Consider the following 26,720-nt stretch of genomic DNA (forward strand, 5'->3'; position numbering starts at 1 on the left):
GTTCAAATAAAATCTTTATACATCAATAACTTAACAACATGGCACAGTCCCTGCTCTAGCTCTCCCCAACAACGCTTTACATACGGGGAGATTCACCATGCACCAACGTCATCCACTGGCCCGCCAGATCAGCCTCGCGCTGCTGTTGGCCGGCACCGGCAGCCAGGCTATCGCCGCCGACGAAAACAATAAAAACGAACCAGCCCTGGAAACTGTCACCGTCACCGCCCAGCATCGCGAACAGACCTTGCAGGAAGTCCCGGTCGCCGTATCGGCCATCAAAGGCACCAGCATCACTGCCGACGGTGTGCGCTCGATGGGCGACATCACCACCTTCGTGCCCAACGCCTCGGCCAAGAACCCCGACGGCGACGGCCGCCCGCGCTGGTACATCCGTGGCCTGGGCACCGGCGACACCGGTGCGGCAACGGTCTACCCAGTGGGCATCTACGCCGATGACGTGTACCTCAACGCCCCCATCGCCGGTGGCGGGCCGTTGTTCGACCTGGAACGCATCGAGATCCTGCGTGGGCCGCAAGGCACCCTGTATGGCAAGAACACCACTGCCGGTGCAGTGAACGTGATCTCGAAAAAGCCGACGTTCGACACCGATGGCTATGGCACGGTCGGCTTTGGCAGCAAGAACGAGCGCATCGTCACCGGTGCCATTGGTGGTGCGCTGGTGGATGAAAAACTGGCCGGGCGAGTAGCGCTGTATTCCGAAGAACGCGACGGTTTCCAGAACAACGACTTCGACGGCAACACTTATGGCGACGTGAACAAAAAGGCCATCCGCCTGCAGTTCCTGGCCCAGCTCAACCCCGACCTGGACGCCCTGCTCAAGCTGCACAGCCGCCAGTTCAAAGGCGACGGCAGCAATGGTTCGCTGCCGGTGGGCCGCTACTACAACGTCGGTTACGAACGCCCGCAGGGTCGCGACATTTCGCTGAACGTCAACGAAGACTACCGCCTGGACCACGACGGCGCCTCGCTGACCTTCAACTGGTACCTGGGCGACTACACGCTGACCTCGATCAGCGCCTACGACTACATCCGCAACCGCTCCACCAGCGATGCCGACTACACCCCCTACGAGGTCAACGGCGCGGCCATCACCGACAACAGCTACCGCCAGTGGTCGCAGGAGCTGCGCCTGGCCTCGCCGGAAGACCGCCCACTGCACTGGTTGGTGGGCGCCCACTACTTCCATGAAGACCTGGACAGTTCTGCCCAGCGCATCGTCACCCCCGGCCCCACGCCCAACGGTACCGGCTCGAACCAGGTGGGCACTACCGCGTTCCGCGACCTGGGCTACGATCACCGCACCGACAGCTACGCGCTGTTCGGCAACTTGACCTATGACTTCACCGATGACTTCAGCGTGACCGGCGGCCTGCGCTGGACCCAGGAGAAAAAGGACATCGACCTGGACCTGGTGCAGTTGACCCGCGCCACGGCCAACGGCCCGCTGATTCCACTGGGCGGCGTAGGCACCAACGGCAACCGTCAGGAAGACAAGACCTGGGAAGCCTGGACCTACGACCTGACCCCCGAGTACCGCATCAACGACAACCTGCGGGTGTTCTTCCGCTACGCCCACGGCTTCCGTTCGGGTGGCTTCAACACCGGGCTGTCGACCAGCCTGGCGCAATTGACCACGGTCGACCCGGAAGAACTGGATGCCTACGAACTGGGGCTGAAGTCGGAGTGGTTCGACCGTCGCCTGACCGTCAACGCCAACCTCTTCTACTACGACTACTCCGACATCCAGGTGAACCTGCTGACAGTGAACAGCGGCGTACTCACCACCGCATTGACCAACGGCGCCAAAGGCAAGGTCAAGGGCGCGGAGCTGGAGGTCGAGGGCCAGCCGACCGAGCGCCTGCACCTGCGCGCGGCGGTGTCGTTCCTGGACACCGAGTACACCGATTTCAAGAACACCAACCCCACCACCGGCGCGGTAACCGGCGACTACAGCGGCAACAGCTTCGTGCGCTCGCCACGCAACGTGGTGTCGCTGGGTGCCGACTACACCATCCCGCTGGAGGTCGGCGGCAAGCTGGTGGCCGGTGGCGACGTGAGTTTCCGCGACAAAGAGTATTTCCTGGCCGACCGCCAGAGCAGCGCCGACGAAACCCTCAGCCAGCCCCACTACACCCTGGCCAACGCGCGGCTGAGCTGGTTCAGCCATGACGACAAGCTGAGCGTGACGGGCTTCGTCAACAACCTCACCGACCGCCGCTACCAGGTGCATGGCCGGCCCAACGGCACTGCCGGGCAGTACGTGATCACCTACGGCGACCCACGCACCGTCGGGCTCAGCGTTACCAGCCGCTTCTGATTGAAAACCATTGGGCTGCTGCCACAAGGAGCCCGCGCTCCCTCTGTAGGAGCGGCCTCGCGTCGCGATGGGCTGCGCAGCAGCCCCAAGGCATCACGCCGTATAGAAGGATTACCCATGCCCCACCACACCCCCCTGGCCAGCGCCATCGCCCTGGCCATCGCCGGCCTCGCCATGCCCGCATTCGCCGCCGAACCCAACGACCGCCTCGACACCGTGGTCGTGGTCGGCACCCATCGCAGCGACGTCACCGCCCTGCAAAGCGCCGCGCCAGTCGATGTGCTGAGCGGTGAAAAACTTCAGGAAACCGGCGCCAGCGACCTGTCCGCAGCGCTTACCGCGCTGTCACCCTCGTTCAGTTTCCCGCAGTCGCCCCAAGGCGCCTTTGCTGGTTCCATTGCCCAAGGCGCCTCGCTGCGCGGCCTGGCCTCGGACCAGGTACTGGTACTGGTCAACGGCAAGCGCCGCCATACCAGCGCCAACGTCACCCGCCAGGGCCTGGTCAACGCCCGTGGTGCGGCAGCAGTGGACCTCAGCCTGATCCCGCTGTCGGCCATCGAACGGGTGGAAATCCTGCGCGACGGCGCCGCTGCGCAATACGGTTCGGACGCCATCGCCGGGGTGATCAACATCGTGCTCAAGGAGCGCGACGAAGGCGGCAACGCCGGCTACCGCTTCGGTGGCTACAAGAAAGGCGACGGTCTGCAGCGAAAACTCAGCGGTTGGAAGGGCTTTGCCCTGCCCAACGACGGTTTCCTGACCCTGGCATTCGACGCGGGCAGCCAGGACCCGGCCAGCGACACCCGCGACGACAACCGCCTGTTCTACCCAGGCTCCACCAGCATCGACACCCCGCGCGAGCAGAACAACCGCTACCGCAACTGGCGCTGGGGCTCGGGCAATGTCTCGGACCAGTACAACTTTACCGCCAACGCTGAAATGGGTTTGAGCGAAGGCTTGAGTGCCTATGGCTTCGCCACCTATGCGCACAAGAACACCGACGCCGAGAACTTCTTCGACCCGCCGACCACGTTGCGCAACAACTACGGCAGCGTAGCCCTGGCGCGCTACCCGGACGGCCGCCTGCCAGTCACCCGCTACGGCCTGGAAGACTTTGCCGTCACTGGCGGCCTGCGTTTTGAAAACGAAACCCTGGGCAACTTCGACCTGGCGCTGAACTACGGCGACAACCGCGTCGATTCCACCGACCACGACGCCATCAACCCCAGCTGGGGCACCGCCAGTCCGTCGACCATCTACACCGGCCGCCGCGAAGCCGACCAGACCAACCTGACCCTGGACTGGACCCGCGACTTCGCCAACGCCTGGCTGTTCAAGCCGCTGACCGTGTCCGCCGGGCTGGCCTGGCGCCAGGAAAACTACGACCTCAGCGAGGGCGACGCCGCCGGCTGGTCCAACGGGCCACTGTTCAACACGATCGACCCTGTCACCGGCCGGCGTATCCCCGGCTACTACTCGGGCATCACCCAGGTCGATGCGGTGTCGCTGGACCGCCGGGTGATCGGCGCCTACTTCGATGTCGAAGCCCAGGTCACCGAGAAATTCCAGGCCGGTGTGGCGGTGCGCAGCGAGCACTATTCGGACTTTGGCGACACCACCAACGGCAAGTTGTCGCTGCGTTACGACTTCACCCCGCAGATTGCCGCGCGGGCCAGCGCCAGCACCGGCTACCGCGCGCCTTCACTGGTGCAAAGCGGGCTGTCGTCGTTCAGCGTGCAGGTGGTGGAACAACCGCCGGGCAGCGGCAACTGGGTCGAGGTGCAGCAACGCACCCTGCGCGCCGACAGCCCCGAGGCCGCCTTGCTTGGCGGCAAGGCGCTGAAGCCGGAAGAGTCGACCAACTTCTCCGTGGGCCTGGTCTGGCGGCCACTGCCAAACGCGTCGGTCACACTCGATGCCTACCGCATCGACATCGACAACCGCATTACCTTGTCCGACCAGTTGCCGGCGTCGGTGGTCGGCCCGATCTTCGCCGGTACGCCCTACGCAAACATCCAGAGCGCGGCGTTCTACAGCAACATCGCCGACACCCGCACCGATGGCTTCGAGCTGGCCGGCCACTACCAACTGGACCTGACCGGCTGGGGCCGGTTGGACTTAAACGGCGGCTACGCGCGCAACAATACCCGCATCACCGGCCTGGACGACGTGGGCGGCATCCCCGGCAACCAGATCATCGGCCGCAACACCCAGGGCCTGATCGAGGACGGTACGCCCAAGGACAAGCTGACCCTCAGCGCCAACTGGCTGTATGACGGCTGGAGCGTCACCGTGGCCCAGCGCCGCTATGGCGAGTGGAAAAACCGCAACGCTGCCAACCCGACGCTGGACCAGACCTTCAGCCCGCAGTGGGTGACCGACCTTGACGTGTCATACCGTTTCGACCTGGGCCTGACCTTGTCGGCGGGTGCGATCAACCTGTTCGACAGCCACCCGGACAAGCTCAAGGGCGCACAGCTGTATGGCGTACCGAAATACTCCATCACCAGCCCGGAGGGGGCGCAGGGGGCGTTCTACTACACCAGTGTGAGTTACGATTTCTGATCTGATACCGCGCTGGCTTCTTCGCCGGCAAGCCCGCGAAGAAGCCAGCACCGATACTGCTGAATGACTGCTGCTCAAGCAGCATATCGCTGCTGCTCAAGCACCACACTCGACCTTCAGCCTCGCAATCCGGGGCTTTCTCCGCCTGGCACAGCTCTTGCGATACCCCGGTATCCCCTGTTTATCCAAGGCCAGCCATGCGCGTGCTCTCGTCCCTTTCCTGGTTCATCTCACCCCTGGCCCTGCTCACCCTCTGGGCGGCGGTGGCCAACGCTGGGCTGTTTCCGGCCAACCTGCTGATCCCGCCACTGGAGGTATGGCACAGCCTCACCGACCTGCTGGCCACCGGCGAGCTTCAGGAACACCTGGCCGGCAGCCTGTCGCGGCTGGCCCTGGGCTTTACCGGTGGTGCCCTGGCAGGCCTTGCCTTTGGCGCGGCGCTGGCCCTGTCGAAAACCGTGGAGGCCTACTGCGCCCCACTGTTCCATACCTTGCGCCAGGTGCCCAGCATCGCGCTGATCCCGATGTTCGTGCTGCTGTTCGGCGTCGACGAAACCTTCAAGGTGGTCATCGTCGCCAAGACTGCGTTCTTCCCTGTGGCACTGGCCACCTGCGAAGGCATCCGCGCGATCCCGCGCAGTCATTTCGAAGTGGCAGCGGTGTACCGCTTGCGCTGGCCCACGCTGGTAGGTCGGATTGCCCTGCCCGCTGCTGTGCCGGCCATCGTCACCGGTATTCGCGTGGCCCTGACCCGCGCCTGGGTGGTGCTGGTGGCCTGCGAACTGCTGGCGGCCGACAGCGGCCTGGGCAGATGATCGAGATGGGCCGGCAGATGCTACGCATCGATGTGGTGATGGTCGGCGTGGTACTGACCGGGCTGATCGGCTTTGCCCTGGATTTCACCTTGCGCCGTGTGGAACGGCGCCTTTCTGCCTGGCAAAACCGCTGAGGAGGATGAGATGAAACTGCAGAACATACGTGGCCTGGTGTTACCGCTGTTGCTGCTCGGTGCATGGGAATATGCCTCGCGCCAGGGGGCGGCCGGTGCCTATGCCTTCGTGCCACTGGCCCAAGTGGGCACGGCACTGACCGAGCTGCTGGGCAGCGGTGAATTGCTGGTCAACCTGTGGGCGAGCCTGCTGCGCACCTGCAGCGGCCTGGCCATCGGCATTGTCGGCGGTGTCGGCCTGGGGGCACTGATGGCCCTGTCCGCACCGGCCAACCGCCTGATCGCGCCGCTGTTCCATGCCCTGCGCCAGGTACCGATGCTGGGCTGGATCCCGCTGATTGCCTTGTGGCTCGGTAATGGAGAAGGCGCCAAGCTGTTGATCGTCAGCCTGGCGGCGTTGTACCCCATGGTGCTGAACACCTTCGAAAGCCTGCGCCAGGTCACTGCCCAGCACCGAGAAGCCGCGCAGGTACTGATGCTCAGCCGTTGGCAGCAACTGTGGTTGATCCTGCTGCCGGCGGCTCTGCCTGGCATTGCCGCCGGGGTGCTGCAGGCCTTGGCCTTCGCCTGGGTAACTTCGGTGGGCAGCGAACTGTTCCTGTCCGCTGGCGCCGGCCTTGGCAGCCTGATGATGAATGCCGAAGCCACCGCACGCATGGAGATCATCGTGGTCTGCGTGCTGTGCATCGGCCTGAGTGGCTACCTGATGTCCTGGCTGTGCACCCTGCTCACCCGCCGCCTGCTGCGCTGGCGCACCAACCATTGAAAGGCCCAACCATGAACGCCATCGCCCACGCTTTACCCACCACCGCCAGCACTGGCGCGCTGACCATTCGCGGCCTGAACAAAGCGTACCCGCTCAAAGGCAAGCCGGTACCGGTGCTCGAAGGCATCGACCTGGCCATTCGCCCTGGCGAATTCGTCAGCATCCTCGGCGCCAGTGGCTGTGGCAAATCCACCCTGCTGCGGCTGATTGTCGGGCTCGATCAGGACTACCAGGGGCAGATCCTGCTGGACCAGCAACCCGTGCGCGGGCCAGGCCTGGAGCGCGGCATCGTGTTCCAGGACCACCGCCTGTTCCCTTGGATGACCCTGCAGCAAAACATTGCCCTGGCCTTGAAAAACCATGCGCTACCGGCGCTGGAGAAGAACCGCCTGGTGGCCGAGCACATCGACCTGGTGGGCCTGAGTGGTTACGAGCAGGCCTACCCGCACCAGTTGTCCGGCGGCATGGCCCAACGCGCGGCGATTGCCCGTGCCCTGGTGAACAAGCCCAAGGTGCTGTTGCTGGACGAACCGCTTGGCGCCCTGGATGCACTGACCCGAGTGCGCTTGCAACAGGAGTTGCAGCGCATTTGGGTACAGGAGCGCTGCACGGTGATCATGGTGACCCATGACATCGAAGAAGCGTTGTACCTGGGCGACCGGGTGATCGTCATGGATGCACACCCAGGGCGCATTCGCGAGGACCTGCGTATCGACCTGCCGCACCCGCGCCAGCGCGATAGCCAGGTGTTGCAGGGGTACAAGCAGCGGTTGCTGGGAGAACTGGTGGGGCAATGAGCCGGGGGCCGCTGTGCGGCCCCCGGCATTTGACACCAACAGCTTTGCCTTCAGGCCCTCAACCCGCCAGGATGAAGTCCGCAGCAGTCACCGTGGTCGCATCCGCCACCCCCACCAGGCGGATGGAGTCGGCAGCGCCGATGCTGACCAGCGTATCGGCACCCACATCGGCGATGGTAACGCTGGCGGCAAAGGTAGCCGCGGTGATGTTGAGGGCGGTGATGTCCAGCCGATCCTGGCCACCCGCCGCAATGGCATCGAAGTTGATGATCAGGTCGTTGCCGAAGCCGGCCGCGAACTGGAACACGTCGTTGCCGTCGGTTGCCATCATGGTGTCGTTGCCGGCACCACCCACCACCGTATCGTTACCGCCTGCACCGTTGAGGAAGTCGTTACCGGCCCCCCCGATCAAGGTGTCGGTGCCGACATCACCGAACAGCGTGTCGTTGCCATCGCCGCCCTGCAACGAGTCGTTGCCATTGCCACCGTCCAGGCTGTCATCGCCAGCACCACCCAGCAACGTGTCGTTGCCCGCATCCCCCAGCAGCGTGTCATTGCCATCGCCACCATCGAGGCTGTCATCACCACCACCACCGTTCAGGCGGTCGGCACCCAGGCCGCCGAACAGCTGATCGTTGCCGGCGTCGCCGTTGAGGGTGTCGTTGCCAGCGTTGCCGTTGAGGATGTCGTTGCCACCGTCGCCGGCGAGCGTGTCATTGCCCGCCGCGCCGTTGATGATGTTGGCCAGGCCGTTACCAGTGCCGCTGAAGTTACCCACCCCGGTGTAGGTGAGGTTCTCGACGTTGGCGGCCATGGTGTAGCTGGCCAACGTGGTACGCACCAGGTCAGTCCCTGCCCCAGTGGCTTCGACCACGACGTCGCCGGCATCATCCACCACATAGGTGTCGTTGCCCACGCCACCCACCAGGCGGTCGGCACCCGCACCGCCGTTGAGCAGGTCGTTGCCGGCGCCACCGGTGATGGTGTTTGCCAGCGCGTTCCCGGTACCGGTGAAGGCACTGCTGCCGGTGTAGGTCAGGTTTTCGACGTTGGCGCCCAAGGTGTAGCTGGCCAGGCTGGTCTGAACCAGGTCGGTACCACCGTTCAGTGCTTCGGTTACCGTGTCACCGACGTTATCGACCACGAAGGTATCGTTACCAGCACCGCCGTTCATCACATCCGCACCCAGCCCGCCGTTGAGGATGTCGTTGCCATCTTCACCGTTGAGCAGGTCGGCGTCGTCCCCCCGTTGAGGGTGTCATTGCCGACACCCCCGAACAGCTGGTCGGCACCGGCCAGGCCATTGAGGATGTCATTGCCGCCCAGGCCCGAAATCACGTCGTTGCCCGCACCACCGGTCAGGGTGTTGGCAGCGTTGGTACCCGTCAGCACCACGCCTGGCGGCACGGTCACTGCTGCGGTGGCCGCCGAGGTCAGCGACTCCAGGGTGCCAAAGCCATCGGTGTAACGCACGATCACCCGCAACTGCTGGTTTCCCTGGGCGAAGCCCGGCGTAAAGGTGGCCGCAGTGGCGCCGGCAATGTTGGCGAAGGTGCCGCCCGTGCCTTGCTGCCACTGGAAGCTGAAGGCACCTAAACCATCGAGGTCGGCGATACCGCCCGTGAGCGCGGTAAGTGTCTGGCCCTGGTCTGGCGTGGTGTCGCTGATCAGCACGGCACCGGTCGGTGCATCGTTGACGTTGGCCACCGGGTCGAGGATGTCGGAGGCGACACTTTCGTGCACGCCGAAGTCATCCACGTAGCTGACCACCACCCGCATGTTCTGCCCCACTTGCGCCTGGGTCAGGACAAAGGTGCTGCTGATGGCACCGGCAATGTTGACCCAGCCCACACCCCGGTTGGCCTGCCACTGGAAGGTGAACTGTGGGTTGCTCAGGCCATCGGCATCGACGATGGTCGCCGGGTTGGCGGTGAGCGTCTGGTTCTGCACCAGCAGCCCGGTCACGGCTGGCCCGGCGCTTGGCGCGCTGTTGGGCGACGAATCGACGATTTCCAGTGTGCCCTTGGCGTCCTGGTACACCGCACGTACACGGATGCTCAGGCCCGCCACATCGTCCGTGACCCGGTAGGTCGTGCCAATGGCCCGCGAAACTTCGCCAGCGGCAACAAAGGTGATGTCTTCATACACCCCCGAGCCTGGCAGGTTCTCGACTTGCCAGTAATACGCCACAGGGCCGTTGACTGCGCCGTTCAGGTTGGCCGCGCTCACGTTGTCGGCATCATGCACCGCCAGCGGTGTTACCCGCAGCAGTTGGCCAGTGACCGGTGTGTCGTCACGCACCCCGGTAGCATCGTCAAGAATCACCAGGTGCCCCGTCGGGCCGGCGTTCACGGCGGTACCCACGCCGGAGGCCTGCGAGCGGTCAGAGAACTGCAGCCGCTCGATACCGGTCAGGTGGTCGACACCATCGCGCCCGGCCACCAGGTCGGTGACGATCACCGCGTTGCCATCGACCACCACGCTGTAATCGGTGGCAACCCCCGAAAACACCGCCGTGTCATAGTTGTCGGTGCCGTTGAGGATCTCCCGTACGATCACTAGCTGGCCGGGATTGTAGGTGCCATTGAGCATGAACGGCACCATCGGTTCCATGCTGTCGAAGCTGGCGATTTCAGGGCCCGTGCCATCGTGATTGGCGCGTACGCTGATGCGTACGTTCAGCCATTTGTCGCCGTCGAGGATGTCATCGCCGCCACGGCCTTCGATCAGGTCGCTGCCGCTGCCACCGAGGATGATGTTGCCGCCATCGTAGAATGTCGCACCCGCCGCCAGCAGGCTGGACAGGCCGTTGATCAGGCTGATGTTGGTCAGCACGCTGCCCGTGGCGCCATTGGTCGGCAAGCTGGCGGCATCTTCGTTGTCACCGCGCAGGAAGTCGCCATGGGCCGAACCCGACAGGCCCTCCATGATGTCGAAGCGCACCAGCGCCGAAGCGCCCGAACCCGGTACTGGCGGCACATCGAAGAAGCGGTCGCTGTAGTCGATGGTCACGCCCTGGGCCAGGCCCTTGAAGGTGGCCCAGTCGTAGCCCGAGCCGCCGATATAGCGGTCGCCGAAGCCCAAACTGCCGACCATGATGTCATCGCCGCCTTCACCGTTGAACTTGTCGTTCTCGTTACCGCCGATGAACACGTCGTTGCCGATGATCGGGTCGTTGCCCAACGGGTCGAAGTTATCGCCAGGCGCACCGTCCGAGGTGCCCTTCTCGATCCAGTCGTCGCCTTCGTTACCCATGTCCTGCTCGTTGGCCTTGCTGCCCAGGATAAAGTCGTTGCCCTGGCCGCCGATGGCTTCGGAGGCGTCTTCACCGGTGACGATGAAGTCGTTGCCGAAACCGCCGATGATCAGGTTGACGCCATTGCCGCCGTGCAGCACATCGTTGCCGTCGCCGCCCTGGATGTTGTCGTCACCGCCCATGTCGCTGATGATGTCGTCGCCGGCACCACCGCGCAGCTGGTCGTTGCCGTCACCGCCCTCGATGCGGTCGTTGCCGGCATCGCCCAGACCGTGTCGTCACCCTCGCTGGACACCAGGATGTCGTCACCGTTGGTGCCGCCCAGCACGATGTGCTCGGCACCGGCATAGCGGATGTAGTTGCTGTCCGGGCCAGCCGTCAGCGGGCTGTCGCGGAACACCACCTGTTCGCCGTTTTCGCCCAGCGGGTCGGCATGACCAAGGCCGTCGTTGTATTGCTTGCTCTGGTCCAGCTCCAGGTACAAGCCTGGGTCGGAGAACACCAGGCCTGGCAGGTGGGTGGCCGAGGTGTTGGCCATGATCAGCTTGGCGAACGAGTTGCTTTCCAGCTCGGCGTTCATCGACAGGCCAGAGGTGCGCTCCAGGTAGTAGAAGCGGTCACCGTCCTGCAGTTTCTCCATCTGGTTTTCGAACACGAAGTTGAAGGTGCTGCCGAGCATGCCACCGAACGGGGTCTTCTCTTCGGCCAGGCCGCCGATCCACAGGTCGATGGCATCGACGCCGGTGATGGTGACGGCCTTCAGGTCGTCGGCAGTACCCAGCACACCGTCCTTGCCGGGCAGCGTCACATTGGCCCAGGCGCCACTGCTGTTGAGGAAGTCCAGGCGGTCGGCCGGCGCACCCTCGCCGCCGAACACCAGGGCCATGGCCGCAGCGCGTTTTTCCAGCAATGTGGTGGCCCCGGTGATGCTGCTGTGGGTGCCATAGGCCGCGATGAAGTTGATCAGCGACTCAGGGTGCTTCAGGTGCTGCACCAGGTCGACCCAGCTGGTGTACGGCTTGAGCTGGGTATCACCGGTTTGCCCGTAGACATCACGGCGCACGGCGTTCAGCGAAGGGATGCCAACGTCGCGACCACGGGCGATGTTGATCGCTGGCAGGTCCAACGGCAGGCCGAGCAGGTTGTTGCGCAGCGCTTCGGTGACGAACTCGTCGATCTCGTTACCGCCCTGGCGGGTGACGCCACGCACGATGGCGCTGGTGGCGTCCTCGGGGGTAACGCCACTGGCGGCATACGCCAGCGGGTTGAGGAACGCGGCGATCAGGCCCAGTTGCTGGTCGGGGTTGGCGCTGGCCGGGTCCTTGATGACGTTGAAGTCGATGTCGAAGCGGTCGACAGTCTCGGTCAGCATGGAGTGGCCGAAACGGTACACGGTGTGGGCGAACTCGGCCACGATCGACGCGTCGAGGTCGACGTCGTACACCTGGGTCGGGGCAAAGAACAGGTCGACCCGTGGCTGCACGGTACGGGCGAACTCCTCGAACACCAGATGCTGGTATTGCATCTCGGTACCGAACTTGGCCGCCTGGAACAACCGCTCGCCGTTCCATACCAGTGCGTCGATCTCGGCCGGGGTGACCGGCAATGCGGTGACCGGGTTGAGCAGCCATTCGTTGAGGAACGCCAGATCGTGCGAGTCGAGCACGGTGTCCATGGTCTGCGCCACCAGCCGGTTGTGCTCGGCGTGGAAGATCGCATGCACGGCAGTCAGGCCGATGTTCTCGTTGACCCGACCGTCGCCGGCGATGTAGTGCGCATCCAGCAGTTCGTTGTCGTAGGCCAGGTTGGCACCGGTCTGCGGGTTGACCGGCACGGCGTTGCCAACGACGTTGTCGGCGTCCGGCGCCAATACCCCACCACTGAACACCGGCACAGCATTGTGGGCAATGTCGGCGAGGAACTGGTGCCCGGTACGCACGGCGTTGGTGAGGCTGATCGGCGCCAACGGGTTGCCTTCGACCTGCTGGTCATCGGCCGTGCCGGCAATGCCGTCGAGGCCCTTCATCACCACCATCGGGTAGCCGTTCGGCCCCTTGATGAAGTTGCCGTAGGCGTCGGTGGCCAGCAGCGGCACGTTGTCGACGTCGGCATCGGTCAGGTTGATGCCGAGCAGGTCGCGGGCCTGGGCCTTGACCACCTTCCAGGTCGCCATGCCGCCGATTTCGGTATCGTCGGCGGTGCCGAACTTGCCATCGGCGCCCAGGTCGCGGTTGGTGATCAGCCGGCCAGTGGCAACGGGGCCGTCGTCGGTCATCACATAGGCACGCAGGAACACCTGGTGCGAAGGGTGCGAGCTGTAGGTCTGGTTCTGGTCAACGAACGGCGTAGTGGTGTTGGTGTGCTCGTGGATATCGTCGGCGTTGCCGAGGATGCCATCCGGCCCTGGCAGGTTGGTGGCACGGGTCACCACCATGAAGTTGGTGAAACCACCCTCCACGTACAGCGGGTCATCCGGTTGCAGCGGGATGTAGATGGTACCCGAGCCGCCCTTGGTGACCAGGTCCAGGCCATGGTCGAAGAACTGCCCGAAGAACGTCATCCAGGCGTTGAACGGCGCGGACAGGCCGGCATCGGCAGCGGTGTTCTCGAACAGGTACACATCGTGGTCGTCCGTGGTGCCGAACTGGCCATCCATACCTGGGCTGGCGACGATGCGTACGCCATCCTTGAGCACGTCGTCGTTGCCAGGCGCGCCGAAGTTGAGCACGCCATCGGCACCTGGGTCATAGGCGGTGGCATAAGCTGCCGGGTTATTGGAGGTCTGGTCGACAATCAGGTTGCTGATGGTGCGCGGCTGCGAGTCGAACACCGGGCCGCTGGTCTGCTGGTACGACGAGCCGGGAATGGCCGGCGAGCCAGGGCCGAAGAAGCCGGCCGGGGCACCTTCCGCGGGGTTGAACACCGGGTCGGTCAAGCGCGGGAAGACATTGTCGGCGGCACCGAACTGGGTGTTGTTGTGGCCATTGAGGTTCATCAGGTTGTTGTTCGAGCCATCGACCGCACGCAGGCCCAGGGGCGCGCGGATGTTGGGGATCAACGAGAGGATGTCCTGCCCGGCGGCATCGGCCTCGGCGATCTTGATCTGGGCCAGGATGAAGTTGAGGTCGGAGCGCACCATGTGCAACCCCTCCCCCCTGCCGTGGCGTCCACCACCGGGGTGGCCGGCGTCGGCACCACGGGCGCACCGGGCTGCACAACGGCCGTTGGCGCAGAGAACAGCACTTCGGTGGTGCCATGGGCGTCCTGGTAGATCGCCTTGACCCGCAGGCTCAGCCCGGCCAGGTCTGGCGATACCTTGAACGAGGTGCCATCGGCGCTCTGGAATGCCAAGTCGCCGGCCGGCAGCAGGATGATGTCCTGGAACACACCGCTACCGGGATCCGCCTCGAACTGCCAGTAGTACGACACCGAGCGGTCGGCCAGCGTACCCAGCGGGTTGCCTGCGCTGATGTTGTCGGCGTCACGCACACCGGCCACGCTCACCGTAAGCAGATCACCTACCGTAATGGCGGCACCGTTGCCATCGGTGATGGTCGGGCTGCCCGTGGGTTGTGCGTTCACGCCTGTCACCAGCACGCGCTGGCTGTCGGCGAACTGCAGGCGTTCGATATGCAGCAGTGTATCGACGCCATCGCGGCCCGCCACGGTGTCGGTCACCGTCCACACATCATCGGCAACATCGGCCGTGCCTTTGGTGTTCTGGCTCACTACATATTCGCTTTGCACCCCCGAGAAAATGGCAGTGTCAAAGGCCGCGCCGCCCGTCGAGGTGCCAGGCAAAATTTCACGCACAGCCTTCAGCTGGCCTGGGTTGTAGGTGCGATCGAGCATGAACGGGATCATGTCGACCATGCTGTCGAAGCTGGCGATTTCGGGGCCGGTGTGGTTGACGTCACCCGGTGCGTACACGGCAATGCGCACGTTCAGCCATTTGTCACCGTCGATCAGGTCATCGCCGCCTCGGCCTTCGATCAGGTCGCTGCCATTGCCACCGAGCATGATGTTACCGGTGGCAAAGCCCGTGGTAGGCAAGCCCGCATCGGCCAGGAACTGCTGCAGGCCACGAATCAGCGCCACATTGGTCAGGGCGCTACCGGTGGCGCCACCATGGTTGAGGATGGTCACGGCATCGACATCATCGCCCTTGAGCACGTCGGCGTAGTGGGAACCGGACACCCCTTCGACCTCGGCAAAGCGGTCGAGGATACTGGCCGGCGAAGCACCGACCGGGTTGAACACGCCGGCGTTCTGGTTCGGTGCATTGCCATGGGGCTGGGCCAATGCGGCCAGGCTCAGGTCCACGGTGACACCGACCTTGTCGTTCTTGTTGGTAATCCAGTCGAAGCCGGACATGCCGTCCATCTTGTCCTGGGCATCGCTGCCGACGAAGATATCGTCGCCGCCCTCACCGATCATTTCGTCGAAGCCACCGCCGCCGACGAAAATGTCGTTGCCGACCACTTCGTCACCCAGCAGCGGTGCAAAGTTGTCGCCGGGCGCACCGTCCTGGGTGCCCTTCTCGATCCAGTCGTCACCCTCGTTGCCGGTCGGTGGCAGGTTGGTCTTGGCGCCGAGGATGAAGTCGTCGCCCTGGCCGCCGAAGGTGGTGGAAATGTCTTCGGTGGTGATGATGAAATCCTGGCCGTCACCGCCCAGGATCAGGTTGCCGGCTGCCAGCATGCTGCCGGCGACGATCACGTCGTTACCGGCGTTGCCCTCAAGACGGTTGTCGCCGAACGAGTCGGTGATGATGTCGTCGCCGGCACCGCCCAACACCGCATCGTTGCCCGCACCGCCTTCAAGCACGTCGTCACCGGCATCGCCATAGACGGTATCGTCGCCGTCGCCAGAGATGATGATGTCGTTGCCGGAGGTGCCCCCCAGCACCACGTGATCTTCGCCGGTGTAATGCAGATAGTTGCTGTCTGGCCCGACGGTGTCGGGGTTGTCGCGAATCACCAGCGGTACGATTTCCACGCCGTTGATCTCGATGCCGCCAGTCGGGTCGGCCTTGCCGTCGGCGCCCAGCCCGGTGAACTGGTTGGCCTGGTTGACTTCGAGGGTGAAGGTCGGCGTGAGGAACACGGTATTGGACAGGTGGGTCACGTCGGAGTTGAGCATGATCAGCTTGGCAAAGGAGTTGTTTTCCAGTTCCGTCCCGAAGTTCATGCCCGCCGTGCGCGACAGGTAGTAGAAGCGGTCGCCGTTCTGCAGCGCTTCCAGCTGGGTCTCGAAGACGAAGTTGAAGCTGGAACCCAGCATGCCGCCAAAGGGCATTTTTTTCTCGGCCAGGCCGCCGACCCAGAAGTCGATGGCATCGACCCCGCTGACCGTCACCCGGCAATATCGTCAGCCGTGCCGGCGATGCCGTCTTTGCCGGCCAGCGTCACGTTGGCCCAGGCACCGGTGCTGTTGAGGAAGTCCAGGCGGTCGGCCGGCGCACCCGCGCCGCCAAGCACCAGCGCCACCGCGGCAGCCCGCTTGGCCGCTTCGGTGGTGGCCCCGGTGATGCTGCTGTGGGTACCGTAGGCGGCGATGAAGTTGATCAGCGAGGCCGGGTGCTTGAGGTGGTCGGCAAAGTCGGCCCAACTGATGTAGGCCTTGAGCTGGCTGTCACCGGTAGCGCCATAGAACTCGCGGCGCGCCTCGTTCAGGCTGGGGATGCCGGTGTCGCGGCCACGGGCGATGTTCAGCGCCGGCAGGTCGAGCGGCAAGCCGAGCAGGTTGTTGCGCAGGGCTTCGGTGACGAACTCGTCGATTTCATTGCCCAGCTGGCGGGTAACGCCGCGAATGATCGCGCCTGCCGCTTCGTCGGCGGTGGCACCGCTGCCGGCGAATGCCAATGGGTTGAGGAACGCGGCGATCAGGCCCAGTTGCTGGTCAGGGTTGGCTGGGTCGCCGGAGACTGGGTTGAACGATGGGTCGAAGCGGTCGACAGTTTCGGTGAGCATCGAGTGGCCGAAGCGGTACACCACATGCGCGAATTCGGCGAGGATGGCCGGGTTGATCGAGGTGTCGTAGCCATTGGGGGCGAGGAACTCGTCGATCTGCGGCTGGATGGTGCGAGCGAACTCTTCGAACACCAGGTGCTGATACTGCATTTCGGTGCCGAACTTGGCGGCCTGGAACAGCCGCTCGCCGTCCCACACCAGGGCGGCGATGCCGGCGGGCGTGGTGGGGATGGCGGTGACGTCATCGATCAGCCATTCGTTGAGGAACGCCAGGTCGCCTGCGGCCAACAGGGTGTCCTTGGTCTGCTGCACCAGGCGGTTGTGCTCGGAGTGGAACACGTGGTGCACGGCGGTCAGGCCGATGTTTTCGTTGACCCGGCCGTCGCCTGCGATGTAGTGGGCGTCGAGCAGTTCGTTGTCGTAGGTCAGGTTGTTGCCGCCTGGGCCCACTGGCTGCACGTTGCCGACGGCGCTGTCGGCGTCGGCTTGCAGTACCCCGCCAACCTTCACCGGCTCGGCATTGTGGGCGATATCGTCGAGGAAGCCATGCCCGGTACTCACGGCATTGGCCAAGCTGATGGGCGCGGCGCGGTTGCCTTCGACCAGCGTCGTGACGTCGTCGGCGGTACCGGCGATGCCGTCGGCGCCGTTGTTCACGCGCATGACCACCTGCGGCATGCCGTTGGGCCCACGCAGGAAGTTGCCGTAGGCATCGGTGGCCAGCAGCGGCACGCTGTGCACATCGGCGTCGGTGAGGTTGATGCCCAGCAGGTCGCGCGCCTGGGCCTTGACCACCGCCCAGGTGGCCATGCCGCCATTTTCGCTGTTGCCGTCGTCGGCAGTGCCGAATTTGCCGTCCGCGCCAAGGTCGCGGTTGGTGATCAGCCGGCCGGTTGCCACCGGGTCACCTGCGGCGTCGAGCATGTACTCACGCAGGAACACCTGGTGCGAGGGGTGCGAGCTGTAGGTCTGGCTTTGGTCGACGAAAGGCGAGGTGGTGTTGGGCTGGCCATCATCGGTGGTGCCCACCACGCCATCGGCGCCGGCGGTGCGTACGGCGCGTGACAACACCATGAAGTTGGTCGGGCTGCTGGCGTTGTACAGCGGGTCGTCCGGGCGCAGCGGGATGAACACGATGTCGGTACTGCTCTTGGTGACCAGGTCCAGGCCATGGTCGAAAAACTGGCCGAAGAAGGTCATCCAGGCATTGAAACCGGCAGTCAGGCCCACGTCCGGCGACACGTTGGGGATGAAGAACACCGGTTTGTCGTCGGCGGTGCCGAACACCCCGTCGATGCCGGGGCTCATTACCGGGGCGGCGCCCGTTGGCCTCGACTGCAGCCGGGTTGTTCGCCGTCTGGTCGACGATCAGGTTGCTGATGGTACGGGGCTGCGAATCGACGACATTGCCGGTGCCTACATAGTTGGCACGGTAGGAGGCATCGAGCAGACGCAGGAATGAGTTGTCGGCGGCACCGAACTCGCTTTGTCCGGCCACCAGGTTGTTGTAGCTGCCGTCGACGGTGCGCAGGCCAAATGGCACCTGGCTGTTGGGCAGCAGGTCGATCAGGCTGGCGCCATCTGCGTGGGCTTCGGCGATGAAAATTTGTTTGAGAATGAATTCCAGGTCCGACTTGCTGAAATTGGCCATTGCAATTGCCCTCGATCTTTCGGGAGAAATCACAGGGCAACAGGGTCCATCCCGCGCCCAGTCAGTGTTGACGTGCGCAGTATCTGGTCATGGGTTCTGGGGACAGGTGGGCGGTGCAGTACGGGCGCCACTGGCCTCATCGCCGGCAAGCCGGCCCCCGCTGACACAGCGGAGGCCTTGTTAATTGTGCGAAACAGCGGTGTAACGCACATGTATCGGCCCCAGCTCGCACAGGGCCCGAATACATCAGACTAAAGTCGTAGGCGAAAAGCTTGTCAATATCCCGTCAAAAATATCGCTCACCGATGATAATGCGATGCAACTAACTGTTTTCAGGGCACTTATGAAAAGTTCAAAGTATTTATAGAGCAAAAAGATATTACCGAATGTTTCGTTGCAACCTACGCTCCAGCATGTGGGAGCAACGCAGCGATTTGGACTATTCGCCCTGAGAGCGACCCGTCTGCGCGCCGACCAAGAAGCCACAACTACCGTTGTACGGGGGCCGCAAGGGCTTCCCGCTTAGCGATAAAGGGAGGCCTCCGATGCCTAAGCCACCGCGCACCCGCTCCGAGCTGGCCGACGTGTTGTTTCGCTTGCGTCGCAGCTTTTACGCCCTGGCCGCCTTCAGCGGCGTGATCAACGTCATGATGTTGACGCCAGCCATTTACATGCTGCAGGTGTACGACCGCGCCCTGGTGAGCCGCAATGTCACGACCTTGGCCATGCTTACCCTGCTGGTGGTAGGGCTGTTCCTGCTGATGTCGGCGCTGGAGATGGTCCGCACCCGGGTGCTGATCCGGGTCGGTAACTGCCTGGACATGAACCTCAACCGGCGCCTTTTCAGCGCCGCCTTCGAGCGCAACCTGAACCGCGCCGGCGGGAACCCGGCCCAGGCACTGCAGGACTTGGCGCAGGTGCGCCAATTTCTTACTGGCAACGGCCTGTTCGCCTTCTTCGATGCGCCCTGGACGCCGATCTACCTGCTGGTCTGTTACCTGATCCACCCGTGGCTTGGGCTGGTGACGACAATCGGCTCGCTGATTCTGGTCGGCCTGGCCTACCTCACGGAAAAAGCCACGCAAAAGCCCTTGGCCGAAGCCAACCAGGCGGCCATGTCGTCGGCCAGCTACGCCAACAACAACTTGCGCAACGCTGAAGTGATCGAGGCCATGGGCATGCTGCCGGCAATCGGCAAGCGCTGGTACCAGGGCCACTTGCGCATCCTGCAGATGCAGACCCTGGCCTCCGACCGCGCGGCGCTTATCAGCAGCACCGGGCGCTTCGTGCGTATCACCTTGCAGTCACTGATTCTTGGCACCGGCGCACTGCTGGCGATCGAGGGCAAGATCACCCCCGGCATGATGATCGCCTGCTCGATCCTGACCGGCCGCGCATTGGGCCCGGTGGAGCAGGTGATCGCGTCCTGGAAGCAACTGCTGGGCTGCCGCCTGGCCTGGGGCCGGCTCAACGACCTGCTGCAGGACTACCCGCAACGGCCACCGAGCATGTCCCTGCAGCGCCCGATGGGCATGCTGGCCGTGGAAAATGTGATCGCTGGCGCCCCCGGCAGCAGCACCAGCATCGTGCGCGGGGTGAGCTTCAGCCTGGCCCCGGGCGACAGCCTGGGCATCATTGGCCCCTCGGCCTCGGGCAAATCCACCCTTGCCCGCCTGCTGGTGGGGGTGTGGCCGACCCAGGCCGGCAAGGTGCGCCTGGACGGTGCCGACATCTTCAACTGGAACAAGGCCGAACTGGGCCCGTGGCTGGGCTACCTGCCACAGGACGTGGAGCTGTTCGAAGGCACCATCGCCGAAAACATCGCACGCTTTGCCGAGGTGGACAGCAACGCGGTGATCCGTGCTGCCCGCAGCAGTGGCGTGCATGACATGATCCTGCGTTTCCCGCAGGGCTACGACACCCGCCTGGCCGCCGACGGCAGCCCGCTGTCCGGTGGCCAGAAGCAACGCATCGCCCTGGCCCGCGCATTGTACGGCGAGCCTAACCTGGTAGTGCTGGACGAGCCAAACGCCAACCTTGATGACGTCGGCGAAAAGGCCCTGGTCGATGCCCTGGCCGAACTCAAGACGCGCGGGGCCACGGTGGTCCTCATCTCCCACCGGCCTAACGTGCTGTGCGCGGTGGACCAGATACTGATGCTGCGCGACGGTGGAGTGCACATGCTCGGCAGCCGCGACGAAGTATTCGCAGCCTTGCGCAAGGCTGCGGTGATTCCGGCGACCGCGGCCGCCCCGCTGGCTTCGGTGAAAGTACGGGAGTAACCGATCATGCAGATCATTCAGCACGCCGAATTGATCCCCGCCGAAGCCAACAACCTGATCGACCTGGATGCAGGGCGTCCGGCACGCTGGGGCGTATGGATGGTCATTGCCGGCTTTGGCGGCTTTCTGCTGTGGTCTTGCCTGGCGCCACTGGATGCCGGGGTGGTCGCCACCGGCACGGTCAAGGTCACCAGCAACCGCAAGGCGGTACAACACCTGAGCGGCGGCACGGTCGAGGCGATCCTGGTGCGCGAAGGCGATGTGGTGAAAAAAGGCCAGGAAGTGGTGCGCCTCGATGCCCTGCGCGCGGTGGCCGAACAAGGCGCGCTCAGCGCCCAGTACATCGTCAGCAAAACCGTGGAAAACCGCCTGGAAGCCGAACGCGACGGCCGCGACAGCGTCACGTTCGACCCCGCCCTGCTCGAACACTATGGCAGTGACCCACGCTTGCTGGCAGCCATGGACCTGCAGCAGCGGCTGCTCGACACCCGCCGCGCCGGGCTCGCCGGTGAATTGAGCATCCTCGAAGAAAACCTCACGGCCTCGGCGGTGCAACTCAAGGGCCTGCAGCAGGTATACGGCGCCCGCGCCTCGCAGATCGGCTTCCTCAACCAGGAACTGCAAGGCACCCGCGTACTCGCCGCCGAAGGCTATGTGCCGCGCAACCGCCTGCTGGAGCTGGAGCGCAGCAATGCCGACCTGGCCGCAGGCCAGGCCGAAAACCTCAACAACATTGCCCGGGCGCGTAGCCAGGCCACCGAAATCAAGCTGCGCATGCTGCAACGCCAGCACGACTACCTGAAGGAAGTGGAATCGCAACTGACCGACACCGCCAAGGAAAACACCACCCTGGCCGACCGGTTGCGCGCGCTGGACTATGAAGTGACCCACACGGTGATCCGCTCGCCCATCGACGGCATGGTCCAGGGCCTGAGCATCGCCACGGTCGGCGGCATTATCCAGCCAGGTGCCAAGATCATGGAAGTGGTGCCGCTCGACCAGCCGCTGCAGGTCGATGCGATGATCCCGGTACAGGCCATCGACAAGATGGTGCCAGGCCTGGCCGTAGACATCGCCTTCCCGGCCTTCAACCATGCTCAGACGCCGAACATTCCGGGGCGGGTGAAGACCATTTCCGCCGACCGCCTGCTCGACGAAGAAAGCAAGCAGCCGTTCTACCTGGCCCAGGTGGAAGTGACGCCAACCGGCATGGGGCTGCTGGGCAGCAACCATATTCGCCCCGGCATGCCCGCCACCGTCACCATCAAGACCGGCGAACGCAACCTGCTCAGCTACCTGCTCAAACCCATGCTCGAACGCGTAGACGCCGCGTTCAAGGAGCAATGACATGAAACGCCCATGCCTGCTGTTGTGCCTGTTGGGGGTGGCCGTTCAGGCCAGTGCCATGGACCTGAAGGAAGCCTGGGACCTGTTGCAATACCAGGGCCCGATCTACCGCGCCGCGGTGCATGAGAAACAAGCCGGCGGCGAGAACCGCGCCATCGGTGAGGCGGGCCTGCTGCCGCAGATCAACGCAGCGGCCTACTTCAACAGGGTCAATGGCAGCCAGCGCCAGAATGGCCAGGACAACGACCTGGACTACGACTCCAAAGGCGCCAACGTGCGCCTGCGCCAGCCGCTGTTTAACAAGCAGAAGATGGCCGAGTACCGCCAGGGCCAGCAACGGGCCGACTATAGCGTGGCGGTGTTCGATGCCAAGAGCCAGGACGCCGCCGTGCGCCTGGCCGACGCCTACTTCGATGTGCTGCTGGCCAGCGAAACCATCACCCTGGCCAAGGCCAAGTTGAACGCCTTCGAAGAGCAACTGGCCTCGGCAAAGCGGCGCAAGGAGCTGGGGGCCGGCACCATCACCGATGTCGACGAATCGGTGGCCCGCCGTGACCTCGCCGAAGCCGACCTGATCGAGGCCCAGGACAACCTGATCAACGCCCGGCGCAAGCTGGAGGAATACATTGGCGAAACCCCGCAGTCGCTGACCACTTTGCAGCCAGGCTTCGCCACCCCGCCGCTGATGCCGGGCAACCTGCAGGACTGGCTGGTGAAAGCCCAGGCCGACAGCCCGCTGATTCATGCGCGCCGGCACAACTACGAGCTGGCCGAAGAAGAAGTCAACCGCGCCCGCGCCGGGCACTACCCCACCCTGGATTTCGTGGCGGGCTATACCGCTGGCAGCAGCCAGTCGATATCCGAGTTGAACCAGCGCAACCACTACAGCTCGATCGGGCTGGAGCTGAACATTCCGCTGTACAGCGGCGGCAGTACGAGCGCCCTGACCCGTCAGGCCAGCGCCAACAGTTCCAAAGCCCTGGACGAACTCGACGCAACGCGCCAGGAGGTGATTTCCGACACCACCCGCGAGTACCGTGGCGTGCAGAGTGGCGCCTTGCGCGTTCATGCGCTGGAAAAGGCCGTGGCCTCCAACGAACGCTCGCTGACTTCGACCCGCAAGGGCTTCAAGGAAGGCGGCACCAGCACCAATTCGGACGTGCTCAACGCCGAGGAACTGCTGTATGACGCCCGCCATGATCTGTTCGAGGCCAAGTTGAACTACCTGATGTCACGGTTGCGCCTAGCCTCCTCGGTGGGCAGCCTCGGGGATGACGATATCGAACAGGTCAACAGCTACCTGGGGCCGGAACTCATGGTGAGCAACTGACGCTGACTTCCCATAGCTGCGACGCATTTCTTCGCGCTATGATCGGTCACCCTGCCGCGGACGTCCTGAACCATGCCCGTAGACCTGCAAGCCTTGTACCCCAGGCTGATCCACCTGATGCTGGATACGGTGTTCGTGGTCGACAGGGACAACCAGATCGTCTTCGTCAGCGATGCCTGCGAAGTGTTGCTGGGCTACAAAGCCTGCGAACTGGTTGGCACACCGATCACCGACTACATGCACCCTGACGACCTTGCAGCCACGCGCGCCTCTATTGTGCGGGTGATGAACGGCCAGGCGCACTACGACTTCCGCAACCGCTATGTACGCAAGGACGGCGGCGTCGTGCACATCCTGTGGGCAGCCAGCTGGTCCGAAGAGGCTCAAGCGCGTATCGGTGTGGCGCGGGATGTGACCGCCTTGCGCCAGGCCGAAGATGAACTGCGCTTCCTCGCCCATCACGACCCGCTGACCCGGCTGGCCAACCGGGCCATGTTCAATGAACGCCTGGACACCGCCCTTGCCACGGCACGGCGACACGATCACACGCTGGCGTTGCTGTTTCTGGACATCAACGACTTCAAGGAAATCAACGATGTGCACGGGCATGCTGTGGGTGACCGGGTGCTGTGCACGCTTGCACGGCGGCTGGAAGGTTGCGTAAGTGAAACCGATACGGTGGCGCGCATGGGCGGTGACGAGTTCACCGTGCTGTTGACCGACTGCCCATCGCCAGAGGCCATCGCCGAGCAGGTAGCCCGTATTCTCGCAGCCATGGCCGAGCCACTCGGCATGGAGTTGTCCGGCATCGACGCGCCCTCCTGCAGCATCGGCGTGGCGTGCTTCCCTGAAGATGGCCACGATGCCGACATGCTGCTGCGCCATGCCGACGGGGATATGTACCGGGTCAAGCGAAAACACACAGCGACCGGGTAACGATACCCCCTGCGCTTTGGCACCGGGCCTGCATCAGAAGTCTACCGTGGCCGACAACTGCAACGCCCTCGGGTAACCCGGCGATATCGCGCCGTACGAAGCTACGCCCGACCAATACTCGCGGTCGAACACGTTCTGCACCGTTGCCCGGAATGTTGTAGGGCGGCCATCGATCCGGGTGGCATAGCGCGCCCCAACGTCGAACCGTGTCCAGGCATCGAGTGCCTGGGTATTGGCCTGGTCGATGTACTGGCTGTCGGTATAGATAGCACCACCGGTCAGCGTGACGCCCTCAGCCCAAGGTGTATCCCACTCCGCCCACAGGTTGGCCTGCACGTCCGGCACGCCGACCGCTTCGTTACCCTTGTTGGCGGGGGTTGCCGAATCCGTCAGCTTGCCGTCCAACACCGTCACGCCGCCCAGCAACCGGGTGCCCGGTGCAACCTCACCGAACATGCTCAGCTCGATACCGCGGTTACGTTGCTGGGCCTGGACCGAGAAGCGGCGGTCGGCGCCAAGCTCACCGCTAGGTTTTTCTATCTGGAACACCGAAACTGTGGTCATGAACGTGTTGTGTTCGTACTTCACGCCCAGCTCGTGCTGCTTGGTCTTGTAGGGTGCAAAGGCATCACCGCCATTGGTTGCCGTGTCCGGTGCGATATCGCCTTTGCTCAAGCCTTCGACATAGTTGTAGTAAAGCGCGACGTTTTCCCACGGCTTGACCACCACGCCTACGACGGGGGTAATTGCACTGTCGTTGTAGCGCGTGGTGAACACCCCCGCTGTGTAGTTGCGCGACTCGATTTCCTGCCGGCGCACCCCCAGCGTCAATTGCACGCGGTCGTCGAGTACCGACAAGGTGTCTGTCAGGGCAACGCCGGTCAGCTCGGACTCAGACACCCGGCTCACCTTCGGCGCAGCGATGTATTGCTTGGGCACATCCACCGGGTGATAGATGTTCGAAACGATCTCCTTGCCGAAGTTGATGCCGCGTGACAGCTCATCCTGGTAGCGGGTAGCCATGGCCGTTACCGTATGATTGACCGCTCCGGTTTCAAACAGCGCACGCAGCCCCACATCGGCGGTGGAACGATCGACGTTGAACTTGTAGTAACCGGGGGTGTTGCTGGTGTCGCCCGCCGCATTGAGAATTTTCGGTACTTGGTCGGACATCCGCGCCACATCTGCCCTGCCGCCACCGGCATGTGCAAACACCGTCAGTGAGTCACTGATGTCATATTCTCCACCCAGCAACGCTGATTGTTCGCGGGTATTCGACCAGCCCCAGTCCTGCGGCAGGTTGGTTCGACCACTGGCGGCAGAGGGCACACCGAAGCCAGGCGCTACGGTGAAGGGCCGCGAGGCGGCATCCCAACGCTCTTCTGGCTGATGAAGTCTAGGTTCAGGCGCAAGCGCTCACCTTGATAGTCCAGGGCGATGGCGCCAATGTCCAAGGCACGCTGCTGGTCATCGATAGCCGTGTCGCCCTGGGCGAGGCTGCCGTTGAAACGCACGCCCCATTGCCGCTGGTCCCCGAAACGGCGGCTGATGTCGAGGTGGCCACCCACCTGGGTGTCAGAGCTGTAGCTGGCGGTGACACGCGTCAAATCCTCGGCGAGCGCGCGTTTGGGCACGATGTTGATCACGCCGCCAACGCCGCTGTTCGGGGAAATACCGTACATCAAAGCCCCCGGCCCCTTGAGCACTTCTACCCGCTCGGCATATTCGGTGAACACGCGGTAATTGGGTGCAACCCCGTACACACCATCGAACGCCAGTTCGCCCAGGTTGCCTTCACCCACCGGGAACCCGCGAATGAAGAACGAATCGACGATGCCACCCGCTTGCCCGGTAGAACGCACAGAAGGGTCACGCTCCAGGGCATCGGCCACGGTAACCGCCTGCAGGTCGGCGAGGGTTTTTGCGGTGTAGCTGGTAACGCTGAAAGGCGTATCCATCACGTCCTTGTTGCCAAGCATGCCTAGCCGCCCCACCCGCGCAACCTGCCCCCCGGCGTAGGCTTCAGGCAAGGTTTCGTGGCGTATGCCATTGGCTTCGATGGTGGTAGCGGCCAGCGTGAGGCTATCACCACTGCTTGGCTGGCGGATCAATTGATAGCTGCCGTTACTCAGCTCCACCAGCTCAAGGCCGCTGCCGGCAAGCAACTGGGCGATACCATCCCGCGCCGAATAGGCGCCGCTAAGCCCGGGGCTGTGCAGGCCATCGGTCAATGCCGGTTCAAACGAAAGCGCAACGCCGCAAGCCAGCGCGAAACTGGACAAGACCCGCCCTAGCGGGCCCGGGGCAATCTGGTAAGTGCGGATGGCCACCGCGTCCAGGGGCTGCGCGACGGCTGGCAGCAACTGGCCAACCCCTGCCACCAGAACTGCGCCAAAAAGGGAGCCGCGCACAGCAACAGCTAAAGCACGCTTACGGAATGGACGACTTGCAACAGGCATGAAAGGCGGGTCCTTCTGGCTGGGAATGGAAGTGTTCATTCCTGTTGCCAGCCGAGATTGAAAAAAGTA

The 26,720-nt window shown here is 63.8% G+C and carries 8 protein-coding genes and 3 pseudogenes; 9 read left to right on the forward strand and 2 right to left on the reverse strand.

Going from position 1 to position 26,720, the window contains the following annotated elements; genetic code table 11:
* The first annotated feature begins 97 nt into the window (after positions 1–97).
* The 5 genes and pseudogenes from AB5975_27370 to AB5975_27390 all read left to right on the forward strand — a co-directional run bounded on the left by AB5975_27370 (position 98) and on the right by AB5975_27390 (position 7,418).
* Positions 98–2,341, forward strand: coding sequence for a TonB-dependent receptor (locus AB5975_27370; GenBank protein ID XDR20124.1), 2,244 nt, complete (start codon positions 98–100; stop codon positions 2,339–2,341).
* A 117-nt stretch (positions 2,342–2,458) separates the two neighbouring features.
* A complete protein-coding gene (locus AB5975_27375) occupies positions 2,459–4,906 on the forward strand; it encodes a TonB-dependent receptor plug domain-containing protein (protein XDR20125.1) in 2,448 nt (815 codons plus the stop codon).
* A 197-nt stretch (positions 4,907–5,103) separates the two neighbouring features.
* Positions 5,104–5,855: pseudogene (locus AB5975_27380) on the forward strand (ABC transporter permease).
* Between the two features lie 10 nt (positions 5,856–5,865).
* Positions 5,866–6,621 carry an ABC transporter permease gene (locus AB5975_27385; protein ID XDR20126.1) on the forward strand — a complete coding sequence of 252 codons (756 nt, stop codon included), beginning with the start codon at positions 5,866–5,868 and terminating at the stop codon, positions 6,619–6,621.
* Between the two features lie 11 nt (positions 6,622–6,632).
* The gene (locus tag AB5975_27390; protein ID XDR20127.1) at positions 6,633–7,418 is read left to right on the forward strand and encodes an ABC transporter ATP-binding protein; all 786 of its coding nucleotides are present in this window, start codon (positions 6,633–6,635) and stop codon (positions 7,416–7,418) included.
* Positions 7,419–7,476: 58 nt separating this feature from the next.
* On the opposite strand, the pseudogene AB5975_27395 reads toward AB5975_27390, so the two are convergent.
* Positions 7,477–18,297, reverse strand: a pseudogene (locus AB5975_27395) (peroxidase family protein).
* 545 nt (positions 18,298–18,842) lie between these two features.
* Between AB5975_27395 and AB5975_27400 the strand changes: the two are divergent.
* From AB5975_27400 to AB5975_27415, 4 genes are all read left to right on the forward strand, one after another.
* Positions 18,843–20,579 (forward strand): type I secretion system permease/ATPase, encoded by a 1,737-nt coding sequence (locus AB5975_27400; protein ID XDR20128.1) that lies wholly within the window; start codon positions 18,843–18,845, stop codon positions 20,577–20,579.
* 6 nt (positions 20,580–20,585) lie between these two features.
* On the forward strand, positions 20,586–21,926 hold the full coding sequence (locus AB5975_27405) for an HlyD family type I secretion periplasmic adaptor subunit (GenBank protein ID XDR20129.1): 1,341 nt from the start codon (positions 20,586–20,588) through the stop codon (positions 21,924–21,926).
* 1 nt (position 21,927) lies between these two features.
* Positions 21,928–23,256 (forward strand): TolC family outer membrane protein, encoded by a 1,329-nt coding sequence (locus AB5975_27410; protein XDR20130.1) that lies wholly within the window; start codon positions 21,928–21,930, stop codon positions 23,254–23,256.
* 72 nt (positions 23,257–23,328) lie between these two features.
* Positions 23,329–24,192 (forward strand): diguanylate cyclase, encoded by an 864-nt coding sequence (locus AB5975_27415; GenBank protein XDR20131.1) that lies wholly within the window; start codon positions 23,329–23,331, stop codon positions 24,190–24,192.
* Positions 24,193–24,225: 33 nt separating this feature from the next.
* Here AB5975_27415 and AB5975_27420 read toward each other — a convergent pair.
* Positions 24,226–26,651 (reverse strand): annotated as a pseudogene (locus AB5975_27420) (TonB-dependent siderophore receptor).
* Positions 26,652–26,720 lie beyond the last annotated feature (69 nt).

Source organism: Pseudomonas putida, assembly GCA_041071465.1.
Taxonomy (GTDB): domain Bacteria; phylum Pseudomonadota; class Gammaproteobacteria; order Pseudomonadales; family Pseudomonadaceae; genus Aquipseudomonas; species Aquipseudomonas putida_P.